The sequence below is a fragment of the Streptomyces sp. NPDC005722 genome (genome assembly GCF_040630935.1).
GTDB lineage: Bacteria > Actinomycetota > Actinomycetes > Streptomycetales > Streptomycetaceae > Actinacidiphila.
The window spans coordinates 49,423-71,347 of the sequence record NZ_JBEXYN010000016.1 but is presented as its reverse complement, the minus strand read 5'-3'; the positions used below and the strand labels follow the sequence as shown (position 1 = coordinate 71,347).

19 protein-coding genes and 1 pseudogene are annotated in these 21,925 nt (G+C 73.6%); 5 read left to right on the top strand and 15 right to left on the bottom strand.

The annotated features are described in order from the left end of the window. Positions 1 to 152 precede the first annotated feature (152 nt). Positions 153 to 1,040, top strand: a complete 888-nt coding sequence (locus tag ABZ479_RS20100; protein WP_500462847.1) for a hypothetical protein — start codon at positions 153 to 155, stop codon at positions 1,038 to 1,040. 51 nt (positions 1,041 to 1,091) lie between these two features. Here the strand turns inward: ABZ479_RS20100 and ABZ479_RS20095 are convergent, their stop codons facing one another. The 7 genes from ABZ479_RS20095 to ABZ479_RS20065 form a co-directional block, all read right to left on the bottom strand. Then, the gene (locus ABZ479_RS20095) at positions 1,092 to 2,711 is read right to left on the bottom strand and encodes a pyridoxal phosphate-dependent aminotransferase (RefSeq protein WP_500462846.1); all 1,620 of its coding nucleotides are present in this window, start codon (positions 2,709 to 2,711) and stop codon (positions 1,092 to 1,094) included. 153 nt (positions 2,712 to 2,864) lie between these two features. Beyond that, on the bottom strand, positions 2,865 to 4,085 hold the full coding sequence (locus ABZ479_RS20090; protein ID WP_500462845.1) for a PA0049 C-terminal domain-containing protein: 1,221 nt from the start codon (positions 4,083 to 4,085) through the stop codon (positions 2,865 to 2,867). A 632-nt stretch (positions 4,086 to 4,717) separates the two neighbouring features. After that, positions 4,718 to 5,488 (bottom strand): class I SAM-dependent methyltransferase, encoded by a 771-nt coding sequence (locus ABZ479_RS20085; protein WP_500462844.1) that lies wholly within the window; start codon positions 5,486 to 5,488, stop codon positions 4,718 to 4,720. 87 nt (positions 5,489 to 5,575) lie between these two features. Continuing rightward, the gene (locus ABZ479_RS20080) at positions 5,576 to 6,382 is read right to left on the bottom strand and encodes an EI24 domain-containing protein (protein ID WP_500462843.1); all 807 of its coding nucleotides are present in this window, start codon (positions 6,380 to 6,382) and stop codon (positions 5,576 to 5,578) included. Between the two features lie 40 nt (positions 6,383 to 6,422). Then, the gene (locus ABZ479_RS20075; RefSeq protein ID WP_500462842.1) at positions 6,423 to 6,965 is read right to left on the bottom strand and encodes a hypothetical protein; all 543 of its coding nucleotides are present in this window, start codon (positions 6,963 to 6,965) and stop codon (positions 6,423 to 6,425) included. 257 nt (positions 6,966 to 7,222) lie between these two features. Beyond that, on the bottom strand, positions 7,223 to 9,739 hold the full coding sequence (locus tag ABZ479_RS20070) for a beta-glucosidase (protein WP_500462841.1): 2,517 nt from the start codon (positions 9,737 to 9,739) through the stop codon (positions 7,223 to 7,225). 505 nt (positions 9,740 to 10,244) lie between these two features. Then, the gene (locus tag ABZ479_RS20065) at positions 10,245 to 11,270 is read right to left on the bottom strand and encodes an aldo/keto reductase (protein WP_500462840.1); all 1,026 of its coding nucleotides are present in this window, start codon (positions 11,268 to 11,270) and stop codon (positions 10,245 to 10,247) included. A gap of 165 nt (positions 11,271 to 11,435) precedes the next feature. On the opposite strand from ABZ479_RS20065, the gene ABZ479_RS20060 reads away from it, so the two are divergent. Further along, the gene (locus ABZ479_RS20060; protein WP_500462839.1) at positions 11,436 to 11,999 is read left to right on the top strand and encodes a TetR/AcrR family transcriptional regulator; all 564 of its coding nucleotides are present in this window, start codon (positions 11,436 to 11,438) and stop codon (positions 11,997 to 11,999) included. Between the two features lie 7 nt (positions 12,000 to 12,006). Here the strand turns inward: ABZ479_RS20060 and ABZ479_RS20055 are convergent, their stop codons facing one another. From ABZ479_RS20055 to ABZ479_RS20040, 4 genes are all read right to left on the bottom strand, one after another. Then, the gene (locus tag ABZ479_RS20055) at positions 12,007 to 12,684 is read right to left on the bottom strand and encodes a response regulator transcription factor (protein ID WP_500462838.1); all 678 of its coding nucleotides are present in this window, start codon (positions 12,682 to 12,684) and stop codon (positions 12,007 to 12,009) included. Next, a complete protein-coding gene (locus ABZ479_RS20050) occupies positions 12,672 to 13,844 on the bottom strand; it encodes a sensor histidine kinase (protein ID WP_500462837.1) in 1,173 nt (390 codons plus the stop codon). Before ABZ479_RS20050 ends, ABZ479_RS20055 begins: the two co-directional genes overlap by 13 nt. A gap of 617 nt (positions 13,845 to 14,461) precedes the next feature. Then, positions 14,462 to 15,301 carry an oxidoreductase gene (locus tag ABZ479_RS20045; protein WP_500462836.1) on the bottom strand — a complete coding sequence of 280 codons (840 nt, stop codon included), beginning with the start codon at positions 15,299 to 15,301 and terminating at the stop codon, positions 14,462 to 14,464. A 169-nt stretch (positions 15,302 to 15,470) separates the two neighbouring features. Beyond that, positions 15,471 to 16,145, bottom strand: a complete 675-nt coding sequence (locus tag ABZ479_RS20040) for a TVP38/TMEM64 family protein (protein ID WP_500462835.1) — start codon at positions 16,143 to 16,145, stop codon at positions 15,471 to 15,473. A gap of 56 nt (positions 16,146 to 16,201) precedes the next feature. Between ABZ479_RS20040 and ABZ479_RS20035 the strand changes: the two genes are divergently transcribed. Together ABZ479_RS20035 and ABZ479_RS20030 are read left to right on the top strand one after the other, a co-directional pair. Next, complete coding sequence (locus tag ABZ479_RS20035) at positions 16,202 to 16,909, top strand: DNA alkylation repair protein (RefSeq protein ID WP_500462834.1); 708 nt, start codon at positions 16,202 to 16,204, stop codon at positions 16,907 to 16,909. A 294-nt stretch (positions 16,910 to 17,203) separates the two neighbouring features. Then, positions 17,204 to 17,950 carry a hypothetical protein gene (locus ABZ479_RS20030; RefSeq protein WP_500462833.1) on the top strand — a complete coding sequence of 249 codons (747 nt, stop codon included), beginning with the start codon at positions 17,204 to 17,206 and terminating at the stop codon, positions 17,948 to 17,950. Between the two features lie 79 nt (positions 17,951 to 18,029). Here the strand turns inward: ABZ479_RS20030 and ABZ479_RS20025 are convergent. The 4 genes and pseudogenes from ABZ479_RS20025 to ABZ479_RS20010 form a co-directional block, all read right to left on the bottom strand. Next, positions 18,030 to 18,239 (bottom strand): annotated as a pseudogene (locus ABZ479_RS20025) (tyrosine-type recombinase/integrase); the annotation flags it as partial. A 316-nt stretch (positions 18,240 to 18,555) separates the two neighbouring features. Then, complete coding sequence (locus tag ABZ479_RS20020) at positions 18,556 to 19,059, bottom strand: hypothetical protein (protein ID WP_500462832.1); 504 nt, start codon at positions 19,057 to 19,059, stop codon at positions 18,556 to 18,558. 426 nt (positions 19,060 to 19,485) lie between these two features. Further along, complete coding sequence (locus ABZ479_RS20015; protein ID WP_500462831.1) at positions 19,486 to 19,674, bottom strand: hypothetical protein; 189 nt, start codon at positions 19,672 to 19,674, stop codon at positions 19,486 to 19,488. Between the two features lie 237 nt (positions 19,675 to 19,911). Next, positions 19,912 to 20,412, bottom strand: a complete 501-nt coding sequence (locus ABZ479_RS20010) for a DUF6086 family protein (protein ID WP_500462936.1) — start codon at positions 20,410 to 20,412, stop codon at positions 19,912 to 19,914. 331 nt (positions 20,413 to 20,743) lie between these two features. On the opposite strand from ABZ479_RS20010, the gene tuf reads away from it, so the two are divergent. Continuing rightward, positions 20,744 to 21,916 (top strand): elongation factor Tu, encoded by a 1,173-nt coding sequence (gene tuf, locus ABZ479_RS20005; RefSeq protein WP_499600781.1) that lies wholly within the window; start codon positions 20,744 to 20,746, stop codon positions 21,914 to 21,916. Positions 21,917 to 21,925 lie beyond the last annotated feature (9 nt).

The following is a 21,925-nucleotide window of genomic DNA, read 5'->3' as shown; positions in this document are numbered from 1 at the left end:
CGACTTCGGTACCGGCACCCGGTGAACGCCCCTTCGGCCGTACGGGAATGTTCTGGGCCACCGGAATGACAGCGGCGGGCAGTGCGCGCGCCGGGGGGTACGGATCCCGTCGATCGAGCCCTGCGGCTTTCGCATTCGACGAGGAGTCCCCCATGAGTCCTGACGGCAGGTCGCCATCGCCGCGCAGGTTCCGGCGGTACGGACGGCTGACCGGCGTGGTCGTGCCGCTCGCCGTCGCCGCGGCCGCGGCGACGGCGCCCGTGCTCGCCACGACCCCCGGCACCGTCACCACCGCGGCCGGCGCGAGGACGGCCGCCCACGACCCCAGGCCGCCCGCCACCCGCGGCGTCGCCGCGGACGACGACGAGGACGGCGGGGACGGCGGCGAGGAGGAGGCCCGCGACGAGGGCGGCCGCGAGGACTCCGGGGACGGCGGGGAGCGCTCGGACCAGCGGGGCGGCCGGGAGACCGACCGGGGCGACAGCGGCGGGGACGAGGGCGAGGACGGGAACGGCGGGAACGGCGGAAACGGCCGGGACGACCGCGGTGACCAGGGCGGGCAGGGCGGGCAGGGCGGGCAGCGCGATCAGGGCGAGGACGGCGGCCAGGGCGGCAACCAGCGGGGTGAGCAGGGCGGGAACCAGCGCGGGGACGGGCCGCAGCAGCAGCGCCGCGACGACCCGGGCGGGAACCGCGACGACGGGTCCCGCGACGGCGCCTGCGTCAGCATCGACTCCACCCTCCGCAGGGGCGACCAGGAGATCTCCGTCGCCGTGTTCGAGGGCCGCCTCTACATCGGCGGCCGCACCCTTCCCAGCGGGCGTTTCGTCTGGCACTCGCTCAGCAACAACCGGGGCTACCCGCGCGGTGTCTGCGGCGCCACGGTGACCTCCGTCGGCTCCGGCGTGTGGGTCAAGGCGATCACCCGGGACGGCAGGGTGGTCGAGACGCACTGCACCGTCAACGAGACGAGCGGCAAGCAGAGCTCGTGCCAGGCGTGGAAGACCCTGGAAAGCCGCTCGTTCCGCTCGGCCAGGTGACCCGGCGCCCGCGCCGGCCGGTGAGCGACCGGCCCGCGCGGGCGTGGTGCGTCAGGAGGCGTCCTGCCAGTACAGCGCGGGCCGCGGAGTGCCGGGCGGCACCGAGGCGAAGGCCGGCGGGACCTCGGCGGCCGGCGCCGGGTACATCTCCGTGGCGGGCGCCTCGGGCCGCGGCTGCGGCGGCTGGGGCTGCCGCTGCGGTTGCGGCTGGGCCTGGGGCGGAACCTGGAATTGCGGCTGGAATTGCGGCTGGGATGGTGGCTGTGGCTGCGGCTCGGGTCTGACCTCGTAGACCGGCTGGGGAGGCCCCGGGAGCGGCGCGAAGGGCTGCTCGTACAGCGGCTGGGGCGGCGGGGCCTGCTGGATCTGCGGGAACGACTGCGCGGGCGGTACGGCGGCCTGCACCGGCGGGGCGGCCTGGATCTGCGGCAGTTGCTGCGGCACGGGCTGCGGGGGCTGAGGGGGCTGCTCCTGGACGGGTGCGGCAGCCGCGGGCGCGGGAGCGGGAGCCGCGTACCAGGTGCTGCCGTAGAGCACCGTGCTCAGCCCGGTGAGCAGCCGCTGGACGTCGGCCTGGGGGCGGACCACCAGCCGCATGAAACGGCTGCTGCTGCCCAGTTTGTTGCCGCAATCGCGGACCAGCACCCCGTGCTCGGCCAGCAGCCGGTCGCGCAGCACCGCCCCGTCGACGCCGTCGGGGAGCTTGACGAAGACGAAGTTGCCCTGCGACGGGTAGACCGTCAGCCCCGGCAGCGCCGCGAGCTGCCAGGTCATCTCCTGGCGGTCGCGGGAGACCATGCGCAGGCTCTGCGCGTACTCCTCGCGGTGGTCCTTGAGCATGAAGACCACCGCCTCGGCGAAGGAGTTGAGGTTCCACTTCGGCAGCATGCGGCGGACCTTCCCGGCCAGCGCCGGGTTGGCGACGAGGTAGCCGAAGCGGATGCCGTGCAGGCCGAAGTTCTTGCCGAGGCTGCGCAGCACGACCACGTTGGGCCGCAGGACGGCCTCGTCGGCGACGCTCGGCCACGCCTCGGCGTCGCTGAAGTCGAGGAAGGACTCGTCGATCACGACGAGGTCGAGGTCGGACAGGGCGTCCATCAGCGCCACGACGGCGTGCTTGGGGAGGAAGCCGCCGTCGGGGTTGTTGGGGTTGCAGATCACGGCCGTACGGGAGCCGCGGGCGCGGACGAACGCGACGAAGGCCGCCGGATCGAGGGCGAACCCGGCGGCCTCCGGGAGGAGGAACATGTCGACGCGCTTGCCGGTCTCCATCGGCTGGTCGGTCCAGCGGCCGAAGGTCGGTATCGGGACGGCCAGGCTCTCGCGGACCAGCAGGTGGTCGATCCAGGTGATCAGCTCGGTGGAGCCGTTGCCCATGGCCACGGTCTGCGGGTTGAGGCCGAGCAGCGAGCACAGCTCGTTGGTGATCACGTCGGTGCTGCTCGGGTAGTAGGTGAGGATGTCCCGCATCGACTCCTGGAGCTTGTCGTACATGGCCGGGCTCGGGAAGTACGGGTTGCACGGGATGCAGAAGTCGACGATGTCCCGTCCCTGGCCCGAGGACGCCGCGCCGCCGGCGGCGCGGCGCAGCGCGAAGTACGAGGGACTGTGCGCGGTGTTGGCGCGGAACAACTCGGTGGCATTACCGGTGACGCCGACGGCGACGGTCACGGCAGGACCTCCCTCGATCACGGGGGCCGCGCCGCGGCGGCCCGCTTCCCCTTGCCCGCACCACCGTGTCGCACAACCCTCACATCTGGTGCACATGGGTTGTTCATTGGACAAGTGGTGCACGGTTCGGCTGTCTTGCGGCCTTCCCGCGTCTCATACGGGCCCGGTCGCGCTTGCGTTCAGCGTGTCCGTGGCCGCGACGAGGAGGGCGCGGATCTGCGCGGTGACCGCGAGCCGCTGGGCGACGAGGGCCGGGTCGGTGACCGTGCCGCCGGCCGGGTCGGTGTTGCCGGGGCCGAAGTGCAGCACCGGGGTGTGGACGTGGCCGCCCGGGGCGGGCAGCGCGAGCGTGTCCCGGAGCAGGGTCGCCCGGTAGGCGATCTCGTTGGAGAGGTAGTCGCCGCCGCCCCCGGCGCGGGCGGCGGAGCCTGCCGTCGGGCCGCCGTCACGGGCGACGGGGGCGCCCGCCCCGGCCGGGACCTCGGTGACCGCCGTGCGGTCGTGCACCGGGAAGGCGCCGGTGCCCGCGGCGGCCATCGCCGCGTACGGGAGCGTGGACGCCGTCCACTGCGGCTGCCGGCCAGGGACGGCGACCGGGACCGGGCCGGTGACGGACAGGCCGGCGTTGTCGGGGTGGCCGCCGCGCCAGGCGCCGTTGAAGCGTTCGAGGTCGAAGCGCCCGTCCCGGCCCTGGCTGACGGTGACGAAGAGGTCGACCCGGCGCGGTCCGGGCCGGAACCGGGGGCGCAGCACCCGCTCGACCGCGCCGTCGGTGAAGTCGCCCCAGCGCACCGGGAAGACGACGGTCTCGACGCGGGCCGGGCCGGCGGCGGTCTCCAGCGTGACGCCGTCCAGGGCGAGCGCCGCGGCCCCGGAGGGGTTGCTGCGGCGTACGTCGGCGTCCAGCCGGAAGGGGTCGAAGCCGGTCAGCAGGACGCGCAGGACGCCCTCCGCGGGCGGCGGGCGGAGGGCGTCCTGTCCCCGCGTGGCACCCTCCAGGCGGGCCCGCAGCGCCGCGCGGACGGCGGCGGGCAGCGGGAACGCCGGCTCCCAGCGCCGCAGTTCTGCGCCGAGGGCGAGCCGGGCCCAGTACAGCGGCCGGTCGTCGTCGTGGCTCAGGTCGCCCTCCACCGGCCCGCGGCCCTGGGCCCGGTCCACCGCGGCCCGCCACAGGGCGCGCCCGTGGCGCCGTACCGTCCGCGCCGCCGCGGCCGGGTCGCGGGCCTCCGCCAGCGCCCGGGCGAACCGCGGGGCCGCGGCGTCGAAGCCGCCGCGGCGCAGGATCTCGCGCGGCACCTCGCCCTCCAGGCGCAGTTCCTCGGCCGTGGGCGGCGGGACGTCGGCGGGCACACCGGGGTGGAGCGGCAACCGCATCGCGGGAAACCTCCGGACGGTCGGGTACGGGTCGGCCGACCGGAGCATGCCCCACCGTCCCCCCACCCCGCCAGGCCCCCCCCGCCAAGGCGGCCCGGCCCGGGGCCCGCCGCGTGGTGCCCTCGGCAACGCGGCCAGGCGGCCGGGCCCGGGGGCACAGATCCCGCTGCCGCGGCCATGCGGCACGGAGCCGTGCGGGAGGCCTGGGCCCACCGCTGACCGGGTCCCCCGGGCAGGCCCCACATCCACCGCCCCTCCGCCCCGAGAACGTGCCCCAGAGACACCGGCACCCCTCCCGGAAGCCGGGCCGCCCACCTCAACCCCCGGGCCGCCCGCTGACCGTCCCCCAGGCGGACCCACAGCCAGCGCCCCTCCACCCCGAGAAGGCCCCCAAGCGCACCCGGCACCCCTCCCGGAAGCCCGGCCCACCTCAACCCCCGGACCGCCCGCTGACCGGTCCCAGGCAGGCCCCAAGGCCGCCGCCCCGGCGCCCCTCCCGGAGGGCGGGGCGTCGCGCACGGCGTGGCGGGAGGCCGCGCCGCCGGAGCGTTCGGGCCGCGCCCACGACGGGGCACGTCACCTCATGGGCCCGGAGGGTCTCCCACGCCACCCGTCGGGGGCGTCCGTCGGGCCTAGGACGACAGGGCGCGGCCCGGTTTGCGGACGAGGAAGAAGATGCTCGGCCCGAAGCCCACGCGGGCCAGCGGGGACTGCAGGGCGCCCTCGGCGCGTACCAGTGCCGAGTGCGGGACCACCCGCTTCAGGCGTGCGCTGCGCAGGTTGGACACCGACAGCCGGCGCTCCACGCGCAGCCCCGCGGCCTCCAGTTGCTCGGCGACCGTGCGCGGGTGGTGGTTGACGAACGGGATGCTGTCGCGCTCCCGGTTCTCCGCGGAGCGGATGTCGACCGGGGACAGCGGCACCCGCCGCCGGTGGGCCGCGTAGCGGAGGCGGTTGGCGGCGTGCGCGAGGTTGGCGGTCTCGACGACGGCGGTGCCGCCCGGGCGCAGCACCCGGGTCATCTCGGTCAGGGCGGCCCGCGGGTCGGGCAGGTGGTGCATGACGCGGATCAGGGTGACCAGGTCCACGCTCTCGGAGTGCAGGCCCAGGCCCCCCGCGCTCATCAGCCGCATGCTCACCCCGGCGAGCCCCCTGAGGTACTCCTCCGCGTCGTTGAGCTGCTTGCGGCTGGCGTCCACCAGCGTGACCCGGTCGGCGAACTCGCGCAGCACGGGCACGAGCCGGCCGTAGCCGCCGCCGACGTCCGCCGCGTGGCCGAAGTGCCGGCCCGCGAGCAGCCGGCGCAACGCGGCCACCTCCGCGGCGTGTTCGTAGCCGCGGCCCACCCAGTAGCTGCGGTAGCTCTGCGGGTTGTCGTCGTACTGGTTGGTGCGCTGCGCCATGGCGCGCCTCCCCCTCGCGTGCTCGTCCTCCCGACATACGTCACGCGGCAGGTGCGGACTATGGTTCCCTCCGCTTCGCTCCCGGCGCTACGGCTTGCGGAGGTCCGGCGGCCCCACCGGCACTCCGGGCTCCGCCCGCGGCTCCGGCTCCTCCTGCGGCGGCGGCATCAGGGACCGCGCCAGGAGCGTGGCGCCGGCGACCGCGCCGGGCATGAGCAGGACGGATACCAGCGGCACCAGGAAGCACAGGATCAGCGGCACCCCGAACCCGAGGGTGAGCGTCATCCGGCCGCGCAGCAGGCGCATCCGCTCCCGCAGCGGCACCTGCCGGCGCTGGAAGGCCACGCCGGTGAGTTCGAGGGCGAGGAAGTAGCCGGAGACGCAGAAGCCGATCGCGGGGACGACGGTCTGACCGACGACGGGGATGAAGCCGGCGGCGAAGAGCAGGACGCCCCAGGCCGCGACCCGGACCAGCACGCGCAGGCTGTCCCGGGCGGACTGCAGCAGTTCCCGCCACAGCGGGACGTCGGGCGCGTCCGGGGCACCGCCCTCGGAGACGTCGACCCGCTCGGCGAGGGACTCGTAGAAGGGCTGGCCCACCAGGAGCGTCACCGCGGTGAAGGAGATCACCGCCAGCAGCAGGCCGCCGCCGAAGGCGACCGCGGTGAGCAGCCCGCGGAACAGGCCGCGCCACGGCGAGTCCCAGTCGTCGGCGAAGGGCGTGGCCCAGGCGGTCGCGTCGTCGGCCCAGAAGGCGAGGGCGACCAGTGCCGCCGCGTAGCCGACGAGTGTGATCAGCGCGGGCAGCAGCCCGAAGCCGAACCAGCGGCCGTGCCGGAGCACCCAGCGCTGGCCGTCCACGAAGAGCCGTATCCCGGAGGCAAGATCTCGCATGCGCGACAGGGTATGCGAACCCCCGCCCGGCCGGGACGGCTCAGACCATGACCTCGCAGTCCCGCGGGCCCGCGGGGTCGGGGTCGAAGAGGCAGACGTCGGAGCCCGTGTCGCCGCTGACGACGCCGGTCCCCGCGATGTCCTCGGCCTTCAGGAAGAGCACGTCGTCGCCGGGCCCGCCGCTGACGGTGCCGGAGTTGGCCTCGGCGTCGCCGATCAGGTCGACCAGATCGTCGCCGGTGCCGCCGGCGACCAGCCCGGTGTTCCCGCCGTCGACCTCGATCATGTCGGCCCCGTCGCCGCCGTCGACCGTGCCCGCGTTGCCGCCGTGGACGGTGATCACGTCGACGCCGCCGCCCCCGGCGACCACCACGCCGGCGGGGACGCCGTACGCGCAGTCGATCTCGTCGAAGCCCTCGGTGCCGGCGACGACGCCGCCGGTGACCGGCCGGCCGTTCACCGTGCAGACGGCGGGCGCGGGCGGTTCGCCGGCCCGCGCGGACCCGGTCAGCAGCACGGACGCGCCGGCCAGGGCGAGTGCCGCGCCGACCAGGACCGGACGGGTGCGCGTACGTGCCGTCATCGCTGCTCCTCGGGTGGACGCCCGGGGTGGGCGCGTTCGGCACGAGCGTCACGGCACGGCACGTGGCCCGCAATCGGGCGGGGTCCGCCCGGGGGACCCTGCCGGCGCGGGTCTCTGACGAACCGTCACCACACGACCGCGCCGCCGTACGCCCGCCCGGCGGTCCGGCACCGGTCCGTCCCGCGGCGACGCACGACGCGAAGGGCGACGGCCCCGCACCCCGGGGAGGGTGTCAGGGACCTCCCCGGGGTGGTGGGTCAGCCGTCCACGGCCACCGGCACCGTGAGACGGCGGTCGGCGACGCTGCGCGCGACCTCGGCTGTGTACGTACCCGCAAGAAGGCGCCAGTCACCCTCCGAGGGGTCCCAGATCTGCGCGGCGCGGCGGGTGAGCGCGACGCGGGCCTGCGTCGCGGCGCCCGCGGGGAGTTCGACGGCGAGGAATCCGGCCAGGACGCGGGCCGGACGGCCGACCGCCGGGTCCTCGTCCGCGGGCGGCGCCAGGTAGACCTGGACGACCTCGCGCCCGGGCCGGTCGCCGGTGTTGCGCAGCCGTACGGTGAGCGTGCCGAGGAGGTCCGGCCCGCCGTCCGCGGCCGGGCCCTGCGCGGGCGTGAAGGAGGCGTCCTCGTAGGCCCAGTCGGTGTAGCCGAGCCCGTGGCCGAAGGGGTACGCGGGTGCCGTCCCGGCCCGTTCCCAGGCGCGGTAGCCGACGAAGACGCCCTCGTCGTAGCGGAGCACCCCGTCCCGGGGGACGACCTCCACGACCGGGGCGTCGGCCAGCCGGGCCGGCCAGGTGGTGGGCAGCCTGCCGCCGGGCTCGGCCGCGCCGAGGAGCACGTCGGCGAGTGCCGCGCCGGCCTCCTGTCCGGGGAACCAGCCGATCAGCACCGCGGCGACCTCCTCGCGCCACGGCATCTCCACCGGCGAGCCGGCGTTCACCACGACCACCGTCCGCGGGTTCACCGCGGCCACGGCGTGGACGAGTTCGTCCTGCCGGCCCGGCAGTCGCAGGTCGGCGCGGTCGAAGCCCTCGCTCTCGACCCGCTCGGTGGTCGCGACGACGACCACCGCCACCTCCGCGTCCCGCGCCGCGGCGACCGCCTCCGCGATCGACTCGTCCCCGTCCCGCCGCGGTTCGCCGTGGACGAGCGAGAAGACGACCGCGCGGACCGGTCCCCGGCCGTCCTTCGGGACGACGTGCGTCAGCGAGACCGCGACGGGCACCCCCGCGGTCAGTTCGACCCGGCCGCGCTCGACGGGCGCGCCGAACATCCCCTCGAAGGGACCGGACTCGGGGCCGGCGACCTGGGTGCCGTCGAAGACCTCCGCGCCGTCCACGACGAGCCGGAAGCCGCCCAGTCCGCGGGTGCCGAAGTGGTGGGCGCCGCTCTCGCGCGGGGTGAAGGTGCCGGTCACCTCCACGGAGTGCAGGGCGTCGTGGGTCACGCCGTCGGGCAGGTCGCCGCCCATCCACTGCACGTGGCCACCCGGCAGGGTGCAGCCGCCGATGACCTCGCCCGCGACGTCCCGGCAGACCGCGCGCAGTGCGAACCCGGTCCCGGCGGGCGCGAGTTCCCCGTTGGGGTCGGCGCCCACGGCGAAGGTCAGGGCGGTGGCCTCCGGCAGCGCCGCCCGCAGGCCGTCCAGGGGCGAGACGACCCGGCTGGGGAAGACCTGCGCGGATCCGCCGCCCAGCACCCTGGCGTCGCGCGCGGCGGCGCCGATGAGCGCGATGCGGCGCACGGCGGTGGGATCCACGGGGAGGACGGGCCGCTCGCCGCGCGGTTCGTTGCGTACCAGGACGAAGGAGCGGCGGGCGATCTCGCGGGCCAGCGCGGGTCCGTCGACCGGGGCGGGGATCCGCCCGGCGGGCACCGCCGCGGGGGTGTCCGCCAGCAGGCCCACCCGGCCGGCCAGCCGCAGCACGTTGCGCACCGCGGTGTCCACGGCGGACTCCTCGACGCGGCCCTCGCGCACGGCGCGGGCCAGCGCCTCCCCGTAGACGGTGCGCGGTCCGGGCATCGCCACGTCGAGGCCGCCGGCGAGGGCGGCGGCGGTGTCCCGGGCGGCCGCCCAGTCGGAGACGACGAAGCCGTCGAAGCCCCACTCCTGGCGCAGCACCTCGTTCTGCAGGTGGTGGTGCTCGGTCATGGTGGTGCCGTTGACGGAGTTGTAGGCGGCCATGACGCCCCAGGGGCGGGCGTTCCTGACGATGGCCTCGAAGGGTGCGAGGTAGAGCTCGCGCAGCGCGCGCTCGCCGATCACGTTGTCGACGGTGAAGCGCTCGGTCTCAGCGTCGTTGGCGACGAAGTGCTTGACGGTGGTGCCGACCCCGCCGTCCTGGACGCCCGCGACGTAGCCGGTGCCGATCTCACCGGTGAGGTACGGGTCCTCGGAGTACGCCTCGAAGTGCCGCCCGCCCAGCGGCGAGCGGTGCAGGTTGACGGTCGGCGCGAGCAGGACGTGCACGCCCTTGCGGCGGGCCTCCTGGGCGAGCAGCCGCCCGGTGCGGCGGGCGAGGGCGGGGTCCCAGGTGGCGGCGAGCGCCGTGGGGCTGGGCAGCGCGACGGAGGGGTCGTCGGCGGTCCAGCGCACGCCGCGCACCCCGATGGGCCCGTCCGACATGACGAGCGGGCCCAGTCCGATCTCGGGCAGCGCGGGCAGCGACCACATGTCCTGCCCGGCCAGCAGCCGCGCCTTCGCGTCGAGGTCGAGCTTGCCCAGCGCGCGTTCGACCGCGTCGTCGAGCGGGGTTCCGGAGGTGTCGGTCATGGGGCGGACTCCTTCGTGAGGACGTGACAACCCGTCGCCCGCCCGTGCCTGACGGGCCGTCGCCATCCTCCGGCCCGCACCCTGTTGATCGGTAGGCGTCGTCACCTCTTCGTTACATTCCGGCGGCCCGCGCGGCACGCCCCAGGTCGTGTCGTCAAACGCCCCCCTGCTCAGCGACGCTCCCCCAGCTGCGCTGGGAGGTGCCCCCACGCTGCGTTGTCGAATCGTCCGAGTAGCCCACTACGAGGACGACTCTCCGCCTTGCGATGCACCGCACCTGGGGGCACCTCCCGGCGCAAGCCGGGGGAGCCGCGGGACCCGCCCTCCGGGCGGTGGGGGCACCTCCCAGCGCCAGCTGGGGGAGCTCATTTGACGACCCGACCTAGCCGGGAGCGGTCCGTCGGGCCCGGATCGGCCGGCCCGGGCCGGCGGTGGTGACGCCGCCGGCCGCACCGGCCACCCCCGGTGCCGTCGCCGGCGCGGGGACCGGCCCCCTGGTCGGGCGTCAGGCGCGGCGGCGGCGCAGGGACGGGTCGAGCAGGGCCGGCGGGGTGTCGAACTTCTCGTGCGGGGCGAGGTCGAGGCCGGGGGCGACGATCGCGTCGATCGCGTCGAGCAGGTCGTCGCCGAGCACGGTGTCCGCAGCGGCGAGGTGGGCCCGCAGGTGGTCCGGGGTGCGGGGGCCGATGATCGCGGCGGTGACGGCGGGGTGCGCCGTCACGAAGCCGAGGGCGAGCTGGACCATGGTCAGGCCGGCGTCCTCGGCGAGCGCGGCGAGCCGCTCCACGGCGTCGAGCCGGGCCCGGTTGGCCGGGAGCGCGGTGTCGAAGCGCTCCGGCATGAAGGACGAGCGGCTGGTGGTGACCGCGCGGCCCTCGCGGATCGCCCCGGACAGCCAGCCCGAGGCCAGCGGGCTCCACGCCAGCACGCCGAGGCCGTACTCCTCGGCCACCGGCAGCACATGGGTCTCCGCACCGCGCTGGAGGACGGAGTAGCCGGGCTGTTCGGTGACGTAGCGGCCCAGGTGGTGTTCGCGGGCGGCCCACTGGGCCTGCACGATGCGGTACGCGGGGAAGGTCGAGGAGCCGAAGTAGCGGATCTTGCCCGCGCGTTGCAGGTCGGTCAGGGCCGACAGGGTCTCCTCGTCGCCGGTGGCCGGGTCCCACCGGTGGATCTGGTAGAGGTCGACGTGGTCGACGCCGAGCCGGCGCAGGCTGTCCTCCAGGGCCCTGACGAGCCAGCGGCGGGAACCGCCGCGGTGGTTGCGCTCCTCGCCCATCGGCATGGCCGCCTTCGTGGCCAGCACGATGTCGTCGCGGCGGCCGGCGAGTGCCTTGCCGACCATCTCCTCCGACTCGCCTGCGCTGTACATGTCGGCGGTGTCGATGACGTTGATCCCCGCCTCGACGGCGGCGTCGACGAGGGCGGTGGCCTCGTCCTGTGTGGTGCGCCCGATGCTGCCGAAGTTCATCGCGCCGAGCGCGAGGGAACTGACCTGCACACCGGTGCGGCCCAAGGTGCGGTACTGCATGAGCGTGTTCTCCCTTGCGGGTGGGTGGCGTCGTGCGGCGCAAGCGCGCACGGATTGGTCCCGGGGCGAGCGCCCTGGCATCATGAGGAAACGGAACCTCGTTCCATTAAAGATACGGAACGCGGTTCCGTTTTGGCAAGCACGGTTCGTGGGAGGAGCGGCACGGTGGTCGAGAGGTCCCCGCGGGCGGACGCCCGGCGCAATCAGGAGAGCCTGCTCGAGGCGGCCGCCGCGGCCTTCGTCGCGTCGGGCGTGGAGGCCCCCGTACGCGACATCGCCGCCCGGGCCGGTGTCGGGACGGGCACCATCTACCGCCACTTCCCGACCCGCGCGGACCTGATCGTCGCCGTCTACCGGCACCAGGTCGACGCCTGCGCCGAGGCCGCACCCGCGCTGCTGGCCGGCGGCGTGAGCCCGTACACCGCGCTGGCCCGGTGGATCGACCTCTTCGTCGACTTCCTGGTGACCAAGCACGGGCTCGCCGCCGTGCTGCGGTCCGACAATGCCGGCTTCGAGGCGCTGCACGCCTACTTCCTCGACCGCCTCCTGCCCGTGTGCTCCGGACTGCTCGACGCGGCCGCCGCCTCCGGCGAGATCCGCTCCGACGTGGAGGCGTACGCGCTCATGCGGGGCGTCGGGAACCTCTGCATCGGCGCGGAGGCCGATCCGCGCTACGACGCGCGCCGCCTGGCCGGGCTCCTCGTCGCCGGTCTGCGCCGGGGCGACTGACCCGTCGTCAGGCCAGGCCGGCCCGGTACACCACCAGGGCGATCTGGACGCGGTTGTTCAGGCCGAGCTTGGTGAGGATGTGGGACACGTGCGCCTTCACGGTGGCGACGCTCATGTACAGCGCCGCCGAGATCTCGGCGTTGGTCCTGCCCTGCGCCACCGCGAGCGCGACCTCCCGCTCCCGCTGCCCCAGGAGGCCGAGCAACCGCTCCGCCTCCCCCCGGTCGGCGGTGCCCGCGCCGCCGGCCTCGTCGCCGGGGGCCATGACGGCCCCGATGAGCTGCTTGACGGCGGCCGGGGAGAGGACCGGTTCGCCCGCCACGACGTTCCGCACCGCGGCGACGATCTGGGCGGGCGGCGTGTGCTTGAGGACGTAGCCCGCCGCGCCCGCCCGCAACGCCTCCAGGACGTAGCCGTCCGTCGTGAACGTCGTCAGGATCAGCACCTCGGGCGGCCGGGGCCTGCGCCGCAGTTCGGCGGTGGCGCTCAGACCGTCCATCCGCGGCATCCGGATGTCCATCAGGACGAGGTCGGGCCGGTGCGCGTCGACCAGCGGCAGGACCTCCGTGCCGTCCGCGGCCTCGGCGACCACCTCGATGTCCTGCGCGCCGGACAGCATCATGCGCAGGCCCGAGCGCACCAGCGGGTCGTCGTCCACGATCAGGACGCGGGTCACCTGGTCCACGGCAGCCGGACCTCGAGCGCGAAGCCGGTGGCGGTGAGGGTGCGCCGCACGGTGCCGCCCGCCAGGGCCGCCCTCTCCTCCATCCCGACGAGGCCCTGACCGGCGCCCGCGGGGTGCGCGGCGCGGTCCGGCCGTACCGGGTTGCGGGCCGTGATGGTCAGCCCCTGCCGGGCCCCGCCGGTCAGCGACAGCCGCAGCGGGCCGTCCGGGGCGTGCTTGCGGTGGTTGGTGAGCGCTTCCTGCAGGATGCGGTACGCGGCTCGGCTCGTGGCCGGGTCCATGGTCGTCAGGTCCTCCGTGTCCTGGTGCAGCTCGACGGTGGCGCCGGCCGCGCGCGACTCCTCGACCAGCAGCTCCAGGTCGGCCACCGCGGGCTGCGGCGGCTCGGCGTGCGCGCTGACCGTGGGGGTGCGCAGGACGCGCAGCACGTCCTGCAGGTCCTCCAGAGCCTGGCCCGCGCTCTGCCGGATCACCCCGGCCGCCTCGGCGACCTGGGCCGGCGACGCGGTGGGGTGGAACTCCAGCGCGCCCGCGTGCACGCTGAGCAGCGTGAGCCGGTGGGCCAGCACGTCGTGCATCTCCCGGGCGATCTCCTCCCGGGCGTGCTGCCGGGCCTGCTCGGCCCGCAGGTCCGCCTCCCGCTCCGCCCGCGCGGCCCGCTCCCGCACCCCGGCCACGTACAGGCCCCAGCCGACGGCGCCGCCCACGCACGCCACCGCGGACACCGCCGCGGCGGCGGTCAGCGGCCCGGCGTACGAGGCGAGCACGGACTGCGCGAGCACGGGCAGCAACGCCACCGCGGTGACCAGGAGCGTCGTCCGCGGGGGACGGGTGGCGGCCACGGTGAACAGCGCCACCAGCAGCGGGACGACCACCGGGCAGACCACCGTCAGCGCCACGAGGGCCAGGGCCAGCGCGACCGGGTGACGCCGGCGCCAGAACAGGGCCACGCACGCCAGCAGCGGGACCAGCGCCGCCTGGAGCGGCCAGACGGGCGGCAGTAGAGAGGTGAGGAAGGCGCCGCTGGACAACTGCGGGTACACGTGCTGCCCCGACTGCTGCACCCGCATGACGAGCACCGTCAGCCCGGCGGCCGCGACCACCACGCCCGCGTCCATGAGCCGCGGATGCCCGTGCAGGGCCCGTCTCACATCGATCACGCACGCAACCGTAAGCGCCGTCCCGGCCCGCATCAAAACATATCGGGCGTCCCCGGCGGACTTCTATACCAAAGTATAGGGACGCCCAACCGCGCATCGCTCCTTCGGACGGGAAAGGCCGCCGCCTGCGGCCGAATTCCCGGGTCCCCGCGGTCCGTGCTTTTGCGGCCACGACCCTCGGGAAATTCACCGGCCATTTCGGCCTGCCCCGAATTCCGGCGCCCGGCGGCCTTCGCCCTACCTCGGGCGTGATCGGGAGCGTCGGGAGTCACCGCTCCGGCACGGCCTTCGTGTGCGGAAATGTCGCCCTCGCCTTCGACGGCGGGTTCACGCCGGAACACCTGGAAAGAGTCGCGGAAAGAAGGTCCACGCCACGTTCCTCGTCCCGGGGAAAGGCCACGCGGACACATATCCGCCGACGCCGCGGCGCACGGCGCTAGAAGGCCGTGAAACAAGCAACCGCACCAGGTCGCCGACGATGAACTCTCGCCGGTCGTGCACGGGCCGGACCGGCACGGTCCACCGGCCGTGGGGCCCGGTGCCCGCACCTGTTCCGCGATCTGGTTCGATGCCGGTGGAACGCGGCAGCCGGGCGGGGCGTGATCACCGCCGCCGGGTCAGGCATCGGCGGGGAAGTCCGTGGACGCCGTCACGTCGGCCCACGCGGCGAGGTCGCCGGCGAGTTGCCGTTGCCCCTGCTCGACCAGGCGCAGGGCGTCGCTGCCGAGCACGAGGTGGAGCGGCGGCTCGTCGGCCTCCAGGACCCGGAGCACGGCGCGCGCCGCGCGGACCGGGTCGCCGGTCTGGTTGCCGCTCTTGGCCTGGCGCGCGGTGCGGATCGGTTCGAAGAGGGCGTCGTAGTCGGGGACGGTGCGCGGGGCGCGCACCATCGAGCGGCCGGCCCAGTCGGTACGGAACGAGCCGAGGGCCAGGGAGGTGACGCGGATGCCGAAGCCCGCGACCTCCTGCGCCAGGGACGCGGCGATCCCCTCCATCGCGAACTTGCTGGCCCCGTAGAACGCGACGCCGGGCAGGGCGGTCAGGCCCGCCATGGACGACACCGAGAAGACGTGGCCGCCGCGGCGCCGGCGCATGTGCGGCAGGACGGCCTTGATGACCGCGACACTGCCGAAGACGTTGACGTCGAACTGGCGCCGCAGGTCGCCCATCGTGGACTCCTCGACGGTCCCCTCCAGGCCGTAGCCGGCATTGCTGATCAGCACCTCGACCGGGCCGACGGTCCGCTCGACCTCGTCGACCACCGCGACGACGGCGTCCTCGTCGGTGACGTCCAGAACCCTGCCGACGGCCCGGCCGGGCGCGAGCGCCTCGAACTCCGCCGCCTGCTCGGCCTTTCGGACGGTACCGATCACCCGGTGCCCCGCCGCCAGGGCCTCCTCGGCGAAGGCGCGGCCCAGGCCACTGCCCACGGCGGTGATGAAGAACGTCCGGTGCACAGCACGACTCCTCGGCGACGGCGGATGGGTGCGGACGCGCCCGGCCCGGTGCCGGCCCGCGCCGGAGCCTCGTACGCCGGTGTCCGCGCCCTGATCATCCGCCGGGAACCGGCACCGGTGCCACGACCGGCTCCCTCCCTGCTGGAAGGCGGAACCTCCCAGCGCGAGGTCACCGCCTGCGGCGGGTGCGGGCGGCGACCACGACCGCGGCGAGGCCGGTGACCGCGATGAAGCCCATCGCGACGAGGAAGACCGGCGACGTGGGCGTGGCGGCGCGGCTCCCGGCGACGACGTAGGCCCCCGTGTTGGGCACGCTGCCCAGCGCCGTGGCCAGCAGGAAGGGCGCCAGCCGCATCCGCGAGACCGCCGCGCTGTAGTTGGCCGCCGCGAAGGGCACGCCGGGGAACAGACGCATCGCCAGCATCGTGCGGAAGCCGTGCTCACTGAGCTGGCGGTCCGCGGCGAGCAGTACCCGCCCGCGCAGCAACGGGCGCAACGCGTCCCGCCCGAGGAGGCGGCCCAGGACGAAGGCGAGGCCGGCGCCGAGCACCGTTCCCGCGAGGGCCGCGGGCAGTCCGGCCTGGGCGCCGAAGAGCGCCCCGGCACCGACGTTGAGCAGCGGGCGCGGCACGAAGGCGAGGGCGCACAGCCCGTAGCCCGCGGCGAAGAGCACCACCGCCGCGACACCGGTGAGTTGGACGGGCCAGCCGTGCGCGAGCAGCCGCTGGGGCTCCCACACCAGCACCGAGGCGGCGGCCCCGGACAGCAGGACGACCAGCAGCGCCAGCCGGGCCCACGACGCCGCTCGCGGGCGCGGACGGGAGAGGGCGGTGACCTCGGACATCCCGCGAGCCTAGCGGAGGACGATGTCGCTCCGGTGCCGCCGCGTACCGTAGGGCCATGGCCCCTCCCGCCCAGGCCGTGCCGGCCAGCGCCCTCGCGGACCTCGTCCTGCCGCGGCTGACCACGGCGTACGGCGGCGCCGCGGACCCGGTGCGGGCCGCCTCGGCCGCCGCGTACATGCGGGACGCGTTCCCGTTCCTCGGCATCGCGACGCCCGCCCGGCGCACCCTCTCCCGCGCCGTGCTCGCGGGCACGCCGCGGCCGGACGAGGCCGACTGCACGGCCGTCGCCCTGCGTTGCTGGGCGCTCCCCGAACGGGAGTACCGCTACTTCGCCGTGGACTACCTGCGCCGCCACGTGGGGCGCTGCTCCACGGACTTCCTCGCCACGGCCCGGCACCTCGTCACGACCGAGCCCTGGTGGGACACCGTCGACCTGCTCGCCGCACACGTCGTCGGACGGCTCGTCGCCGCCGACCCCGCCCTGGTGGGCACGATGGACGAGTGGATCGAGGACGAGGACCTCTGGCTCGCCCGCACCGCGCTGCTCCACCAGTTGACGTACAAGGCGGACACCGACCCCCGGCGGCTGTTCCGTTACTGCCTGCGGCAGGCGGGCCACCGGGACTTCTTCATCCGCAAGGCCGTCGGCTGGGCACTGCGCGAGTACGCCCGCACCGACCCCGGCGCCGTGCGCGCTTTCCTCGCGCAGGAGGGGGAGCGGCTGTCGCCGCTGTCGGTACGGGAGGCGGGCAAGCACCTGTGAGCGGGAACGACGGGCGGATCCGCGTGCGCAGGTTCGAATCCTGCCGGGGGCACCTCGCACGAGGCGCCAAAAGACCCCGCCACCAGCCACAACGCTGGATGCGGGTCTTCCCGTATGCGCAGGCGCGTGCCCGCCGAAAGTGGCCGTAGGACGGGGTCTGTGGACAGTACGTGGACTGGATCTTGAGGCATCCGCCCAGGTGGCCGGGGCCTTTCGAAGGCGCGCTGCCACGAGCTCACGTCATCTCCCTGGTCGCCGCGGAGACGCGGCCTTGCTGATGCTTGGATCATCCGCATGACGGACTGGTCGCGACTCCACCACGCTTACGGCACCGCAGAAGACATCCCGGGCCTACTCGCCACCGTGAGCCCGGACCCGCAGCACGCTGGCTGGGACGATGTTTGGTCCCGGCTGTGCCATCAGGGCACCGTCTACTCGGCCAGCTATGCAGCACTGCCGACTCTGACCCGGCTCGCGCGCGAGTGGTCGGCCGCCGACCGACGGATGCCGCTCATCCTGGCCGGCGCCATCGTGGCCAGCACAGATCAGCCGTACGGCGACGAAGATCCGCGAGCAACCCACGCCTCGGAGATATCCGAGCTCGTGGAACTAACGGAAGAAGCCCTTCAAGACCCCGGACTCGCCCACACCCCTTCGGAATACGTCTACCTGCTGTCGGCCCTCCTCAGCTTCGAGGGTGTCGAAGTCTGGAGCGAACAACTCGACGGGTTGAACGATGAGGAGTACGAAGTTCCCTGCCCCGCCTGCGAAGCCGAGAACTTCATCGTGTTCGGGGAGCACGGCTACTTCTCGACCACGGACAGCATGTACATGAATCAGACCGCGGCAAAGAGGCTGCCGCTACAGCCACAGGCCCCCTCAGCCCTGGAGGGGCTGGCGCAAAGGCTGCACGCCCGCGCCATCGCAGACGGCCATCCCGACGTCGCCCACAAGCTGACCTTCATCTTCGGCACCGCGCAGTGCGCCGACTGTGATGCGGTCTTCAGCGTCGACGAAGCCATCGTTACCCATTGGGGGTGACGACTGCGCAGTTGGGACACTTCCGGAAACGATGAGACCCCTGGCATGAAGCCAGGGGTCTCAGTCTCGGAGAGGCTGTTCACTCGTACTCGCGCAGTAGGTCTTCAACACGGCGGTTCGCAACCTCCTGCCGCCCATCGATGCACTTCGCGTACCGACTGAGCAGCACTACCACGCTGTTACCCGCCCGTTCGGCGACCTCGGTCGCGTCCACGCCGGCGTTCAAGCATGTCGACAGTGCCGAGTGCCGCAGATCGTACGGGCGGCGCGCGAGGGGCGATAGAGCCACCGTGCTGAGAGGAAACCCGCTCTGGCTGGGGCGGTCGGCTCCACGGCTTTACGCAGCCACCATGGGGCGAGCCTCGAAGATCGGGGCCCACATCGGGCTATTGCGGGCAGGCCCACAGACTGCCCGAGTCGCCGCAAGCTTACGGGCCCCGATCTCTCGCCCCATGGCAGCCCCAGCCCAAAGCCCCTCCGCGCCGGCCAAGCTGTGCGTGCGGGCTGACAGTCGGCCGTCAAAGCCATTCGGTCATTGCCGGCGGCCCAGCAGATCCGCACTAGCAAGCGTGCGCCCCAAACGGGCCGGTCCGGCCAGCGGGACCCTAGTCCGAGCCGTCCAGCCGAGACAGCGGCTCGTGCAATGCCTCTCGAAGTCGGGCCGTAGTGTCGATGCTCAGGCCCATCCGTGCGTGCTCTACCTCCCGCGCAAATACTGCGATCCGATCGAGGTCTCGCAACTGCCGCCGCAACTCGTCTGCAAGTGATTGTTCGAGGTTGTTCCCGTCGTCGTCACTTTCGTACATCAGCTGATCAATGGCTTCGACGGCTCGGCCGCTCACCCAGATCGCGAAGTCCGCGCAGCCGTGCATATAGGCCTCGGCGGCGTGGAGCACGGCAGCGGCGGCGGAGTCGTCAGCATCGTCGGGGCCGTCCTGCCCCTCGTTGTGACAGAAGTCGCTGAGGTAGAAAGAGCCGAGCCCGCGCTTGACCTCCACAAATGCCGTCGAATCACCGAGGGCGGCTTCCCATAGAGCGTTGAGCAGTGGCCGAAGACTCAAGGTGAACCCGAACTGGTCCTCGCTCGGCAGCCGCTCGTGCGTCCGCATGAGGCGTTCCGCGACTGCTACTGCGAACAGAACGCGCTCACCGTCTGAGACGGCAGTCAATCTCTCGGACACCCTTGCGTCCAGGTCCTTCCACGCCTCTTGTGTCACGGCCGCGCTCTTTCGTCTGGTGGTCACTCGATCGGCCCAGACTGTACCTTCGCGTGCCCGACTGGTCAGCCCCGATCTATGGGCAGCCGTGCCACAGACGTGACAGACGCAGCAGCAAGGAACGGCGAACCACGGGAAACCATGGTCGAAAGAAGCTGTGCCGCAGGTGGCAACTTCCGCAGCTCAGAGAGAGTGCGCAGCCTCAGTCTTCCAAACTGGTGCCCCAAGGCCCTCGCGCCAGAGCCGCTCATCATGATGGCGCGAAGCCTCCTACTGGCCCCCAGCCGCTCCGGCGCATCGCGCGGTCTGCGCGATGGATCATTCATCGTCATCCGAAGAGGAGCCCCGTCGTACGGAGATCACCAAGCTCACAATCAGCGTCAGGACGATCAGGACCGCGACAAGGCCCCAGATTCCGGATGCCCAGCCGCTGTCGTCGTTCTTGAGAGGCGCCAAGCCGCCGGGACCAGTGGCCAGGACGCCGAACCCCGTGTCCCCCAGTTTCATGAGGGGAGCGTATTGATGCCGGCGATCCGACGCTAGAGACGTAGGAACGGCAACAAGGTGAGGGTCAGACAGTGGTCGTGCCACATCCGTGCCAGAACGGACTGGAAGCCACGGGGAATCGCGGCACGCAGGGGGAGGCGCCGACCACTACGTCCAAGGCCGGGAATCTGCAGGTCACGCCGCAGACCGCCCCACCTCGCTCCTAAAGTGGTGGTCGATTTCGGAGCTGGGCATCGACTATCCCTTGGAGCTCTGCGAATCGCTTGTCCTGCCTACCTCCCCCAGCCAGATCACTGAGCGCGTACGCCGTGGAACGCAGGGGAGCAACATCCCGCACGCCGTCGGTGCCTCCGACGGTGCCTCGCCAACCGAGGCGCTGTTGGCGATGTTCGAGGTTCGAGCCACGTCGAAGGCACCCGTAGTCAGCCGAGTACAGGCCGCTCCACAGGACGTCTCCGAGTCGTACGTCCTCGCCCGCGTCAGCGGGGCATGAGGCAGCGGGACGTCCCGCGGCCAGGGCACCCGGACATCCCGGAGGGGGCCGTCCGGCGCCGGGGCCGACCGGTCGGCGTCCACGCCGGCGCGCTCGGCGAGCACCGGTGCCGTCGCCGTGAATCCCTCGCCCAGCGCCCGCATGACGTCGCGCCGGGTGCGGAGGTGCCGGGCGAGCAGGGCGCCGACGAACCGGCCGAGGGCCGCCGGGTCGATCCGCGCCTCGTCGTCCTCCGTGGGGCCGATGCCCCGTCAGCCGGGTTCCGGAGGGTCTGGTCACCGAGGAGGTAGTGCCGGCGCACGGGGCCCAGGCGCAGCCCGGCGGAAAATCGTTCGACCGACGGCCGGGGTGTGCCCGATGATCGGCGGCATGTTCCGGTACGCCCTCAGCGCAGATACGTCCGCAGTCGCGGACGCGCTGCAGGCTGCCCCGGCACAGGCTTTCTCGGCCAACGCGTTCGGCGGCGCCCGAATCTGACCCTTCCCGGACAGTCCGGCGGACCCCGCAGGGGGAGGGTCGGCGCGGTCCAGGGGTCCCGCACGCGAGGCGATGAATCGACTTACCGAGGAAGCAACCATGCCCAAGCAGGCGTACGTGCGCACCAAACCGCACCTCAACATCGGCACGATGGGTCACGTCGACCACGGCAAGACCACGTTGACCGCCGCCATCACCAAGGTGCTCAGCGCCCGCGGCTCCGCCGCGTTCGTGCCGTTCGACCGGATCGACAAGGCCCCGGAGGAGGCCGCGCGGGGGATCACCATCACCATCGCGCACGTCGAGTACGAGACGGACACCCGGCACTACGCGCACGTCGACATGCCCGGTCACGCCGATTACGTGAAGAACATGATCACCGGCGCGGCCCAGCTCGACGGCGCGATCCTCGTCGTCTCGGCCCTCGACGGCGTCATGCCGCAGACCGCCGAGCACGTGCTGCTCGCCCGTCAGGTCGGCGTCGAGCACATCGTGGTCGCGCTCAACAAGGCCGACGCCGGCGACCCCGAACTCACCGACCTGGTCGAGCTGGAGGTGCGCGAGCTGCTGTCCGCCCAGGGCTACCCAGGCGACACGTTGCCCGTCGTCAGGGTGTCGGGCCTGCGGGCGCTGGAGGGCGACCCGCGGTGGACGGCGGCCGTCGAGGCGCTGCTCGACGCGGTCGACACGCATGTGCCGATGCCGCACCGCTACACCGACGCGCCCTTCCTGCTGCCGGTGGAGAACGTGCTGACCATCACCGGGCGCGGCACGGTCGTCACCGGCGCGGTGGAGCGGGGCACCGTCCGCGTCGGCGACCGCGTGGACGTGCTCGGCGCGGACACGGCGAGCGTGGTGACCGGCCTGGAGACCTTCGGCAAGCCCATGGAGGAGGCCCAGGCCGGCGACAACGTGGCCCTGTTGCTGCGCGGAGTGGCCCGGGACGTCGTCCGCCGGGGCCACGTGGTGGCCGCGCCGGGCAGCGTCACGCCGAGCCGCCGCTTCCGGGCCCGGGTCTTCCTGCTGCCGGCCGCCGAGGGCGGGCGGCGCACGGGCATCGCCAGCGGGTACCGGCCGCAGTTCTACGTCCGCACCGCCGACGTCGTCGGCGACGTGGACCTGGGCGAGGCGGGGGCGGCCCTTCCGGGGGCGACCGTCGACATGTCCGTGGAACTGGGCCGGGCGGTGCCGCTGGAGCCGGGGCTCGGCTTCGCGATCCGCGAGGGCGGCCGCACGGTCGGCGCGGGCACGGTGACGGCGCTCGACGAGTGAGCGGCGCGG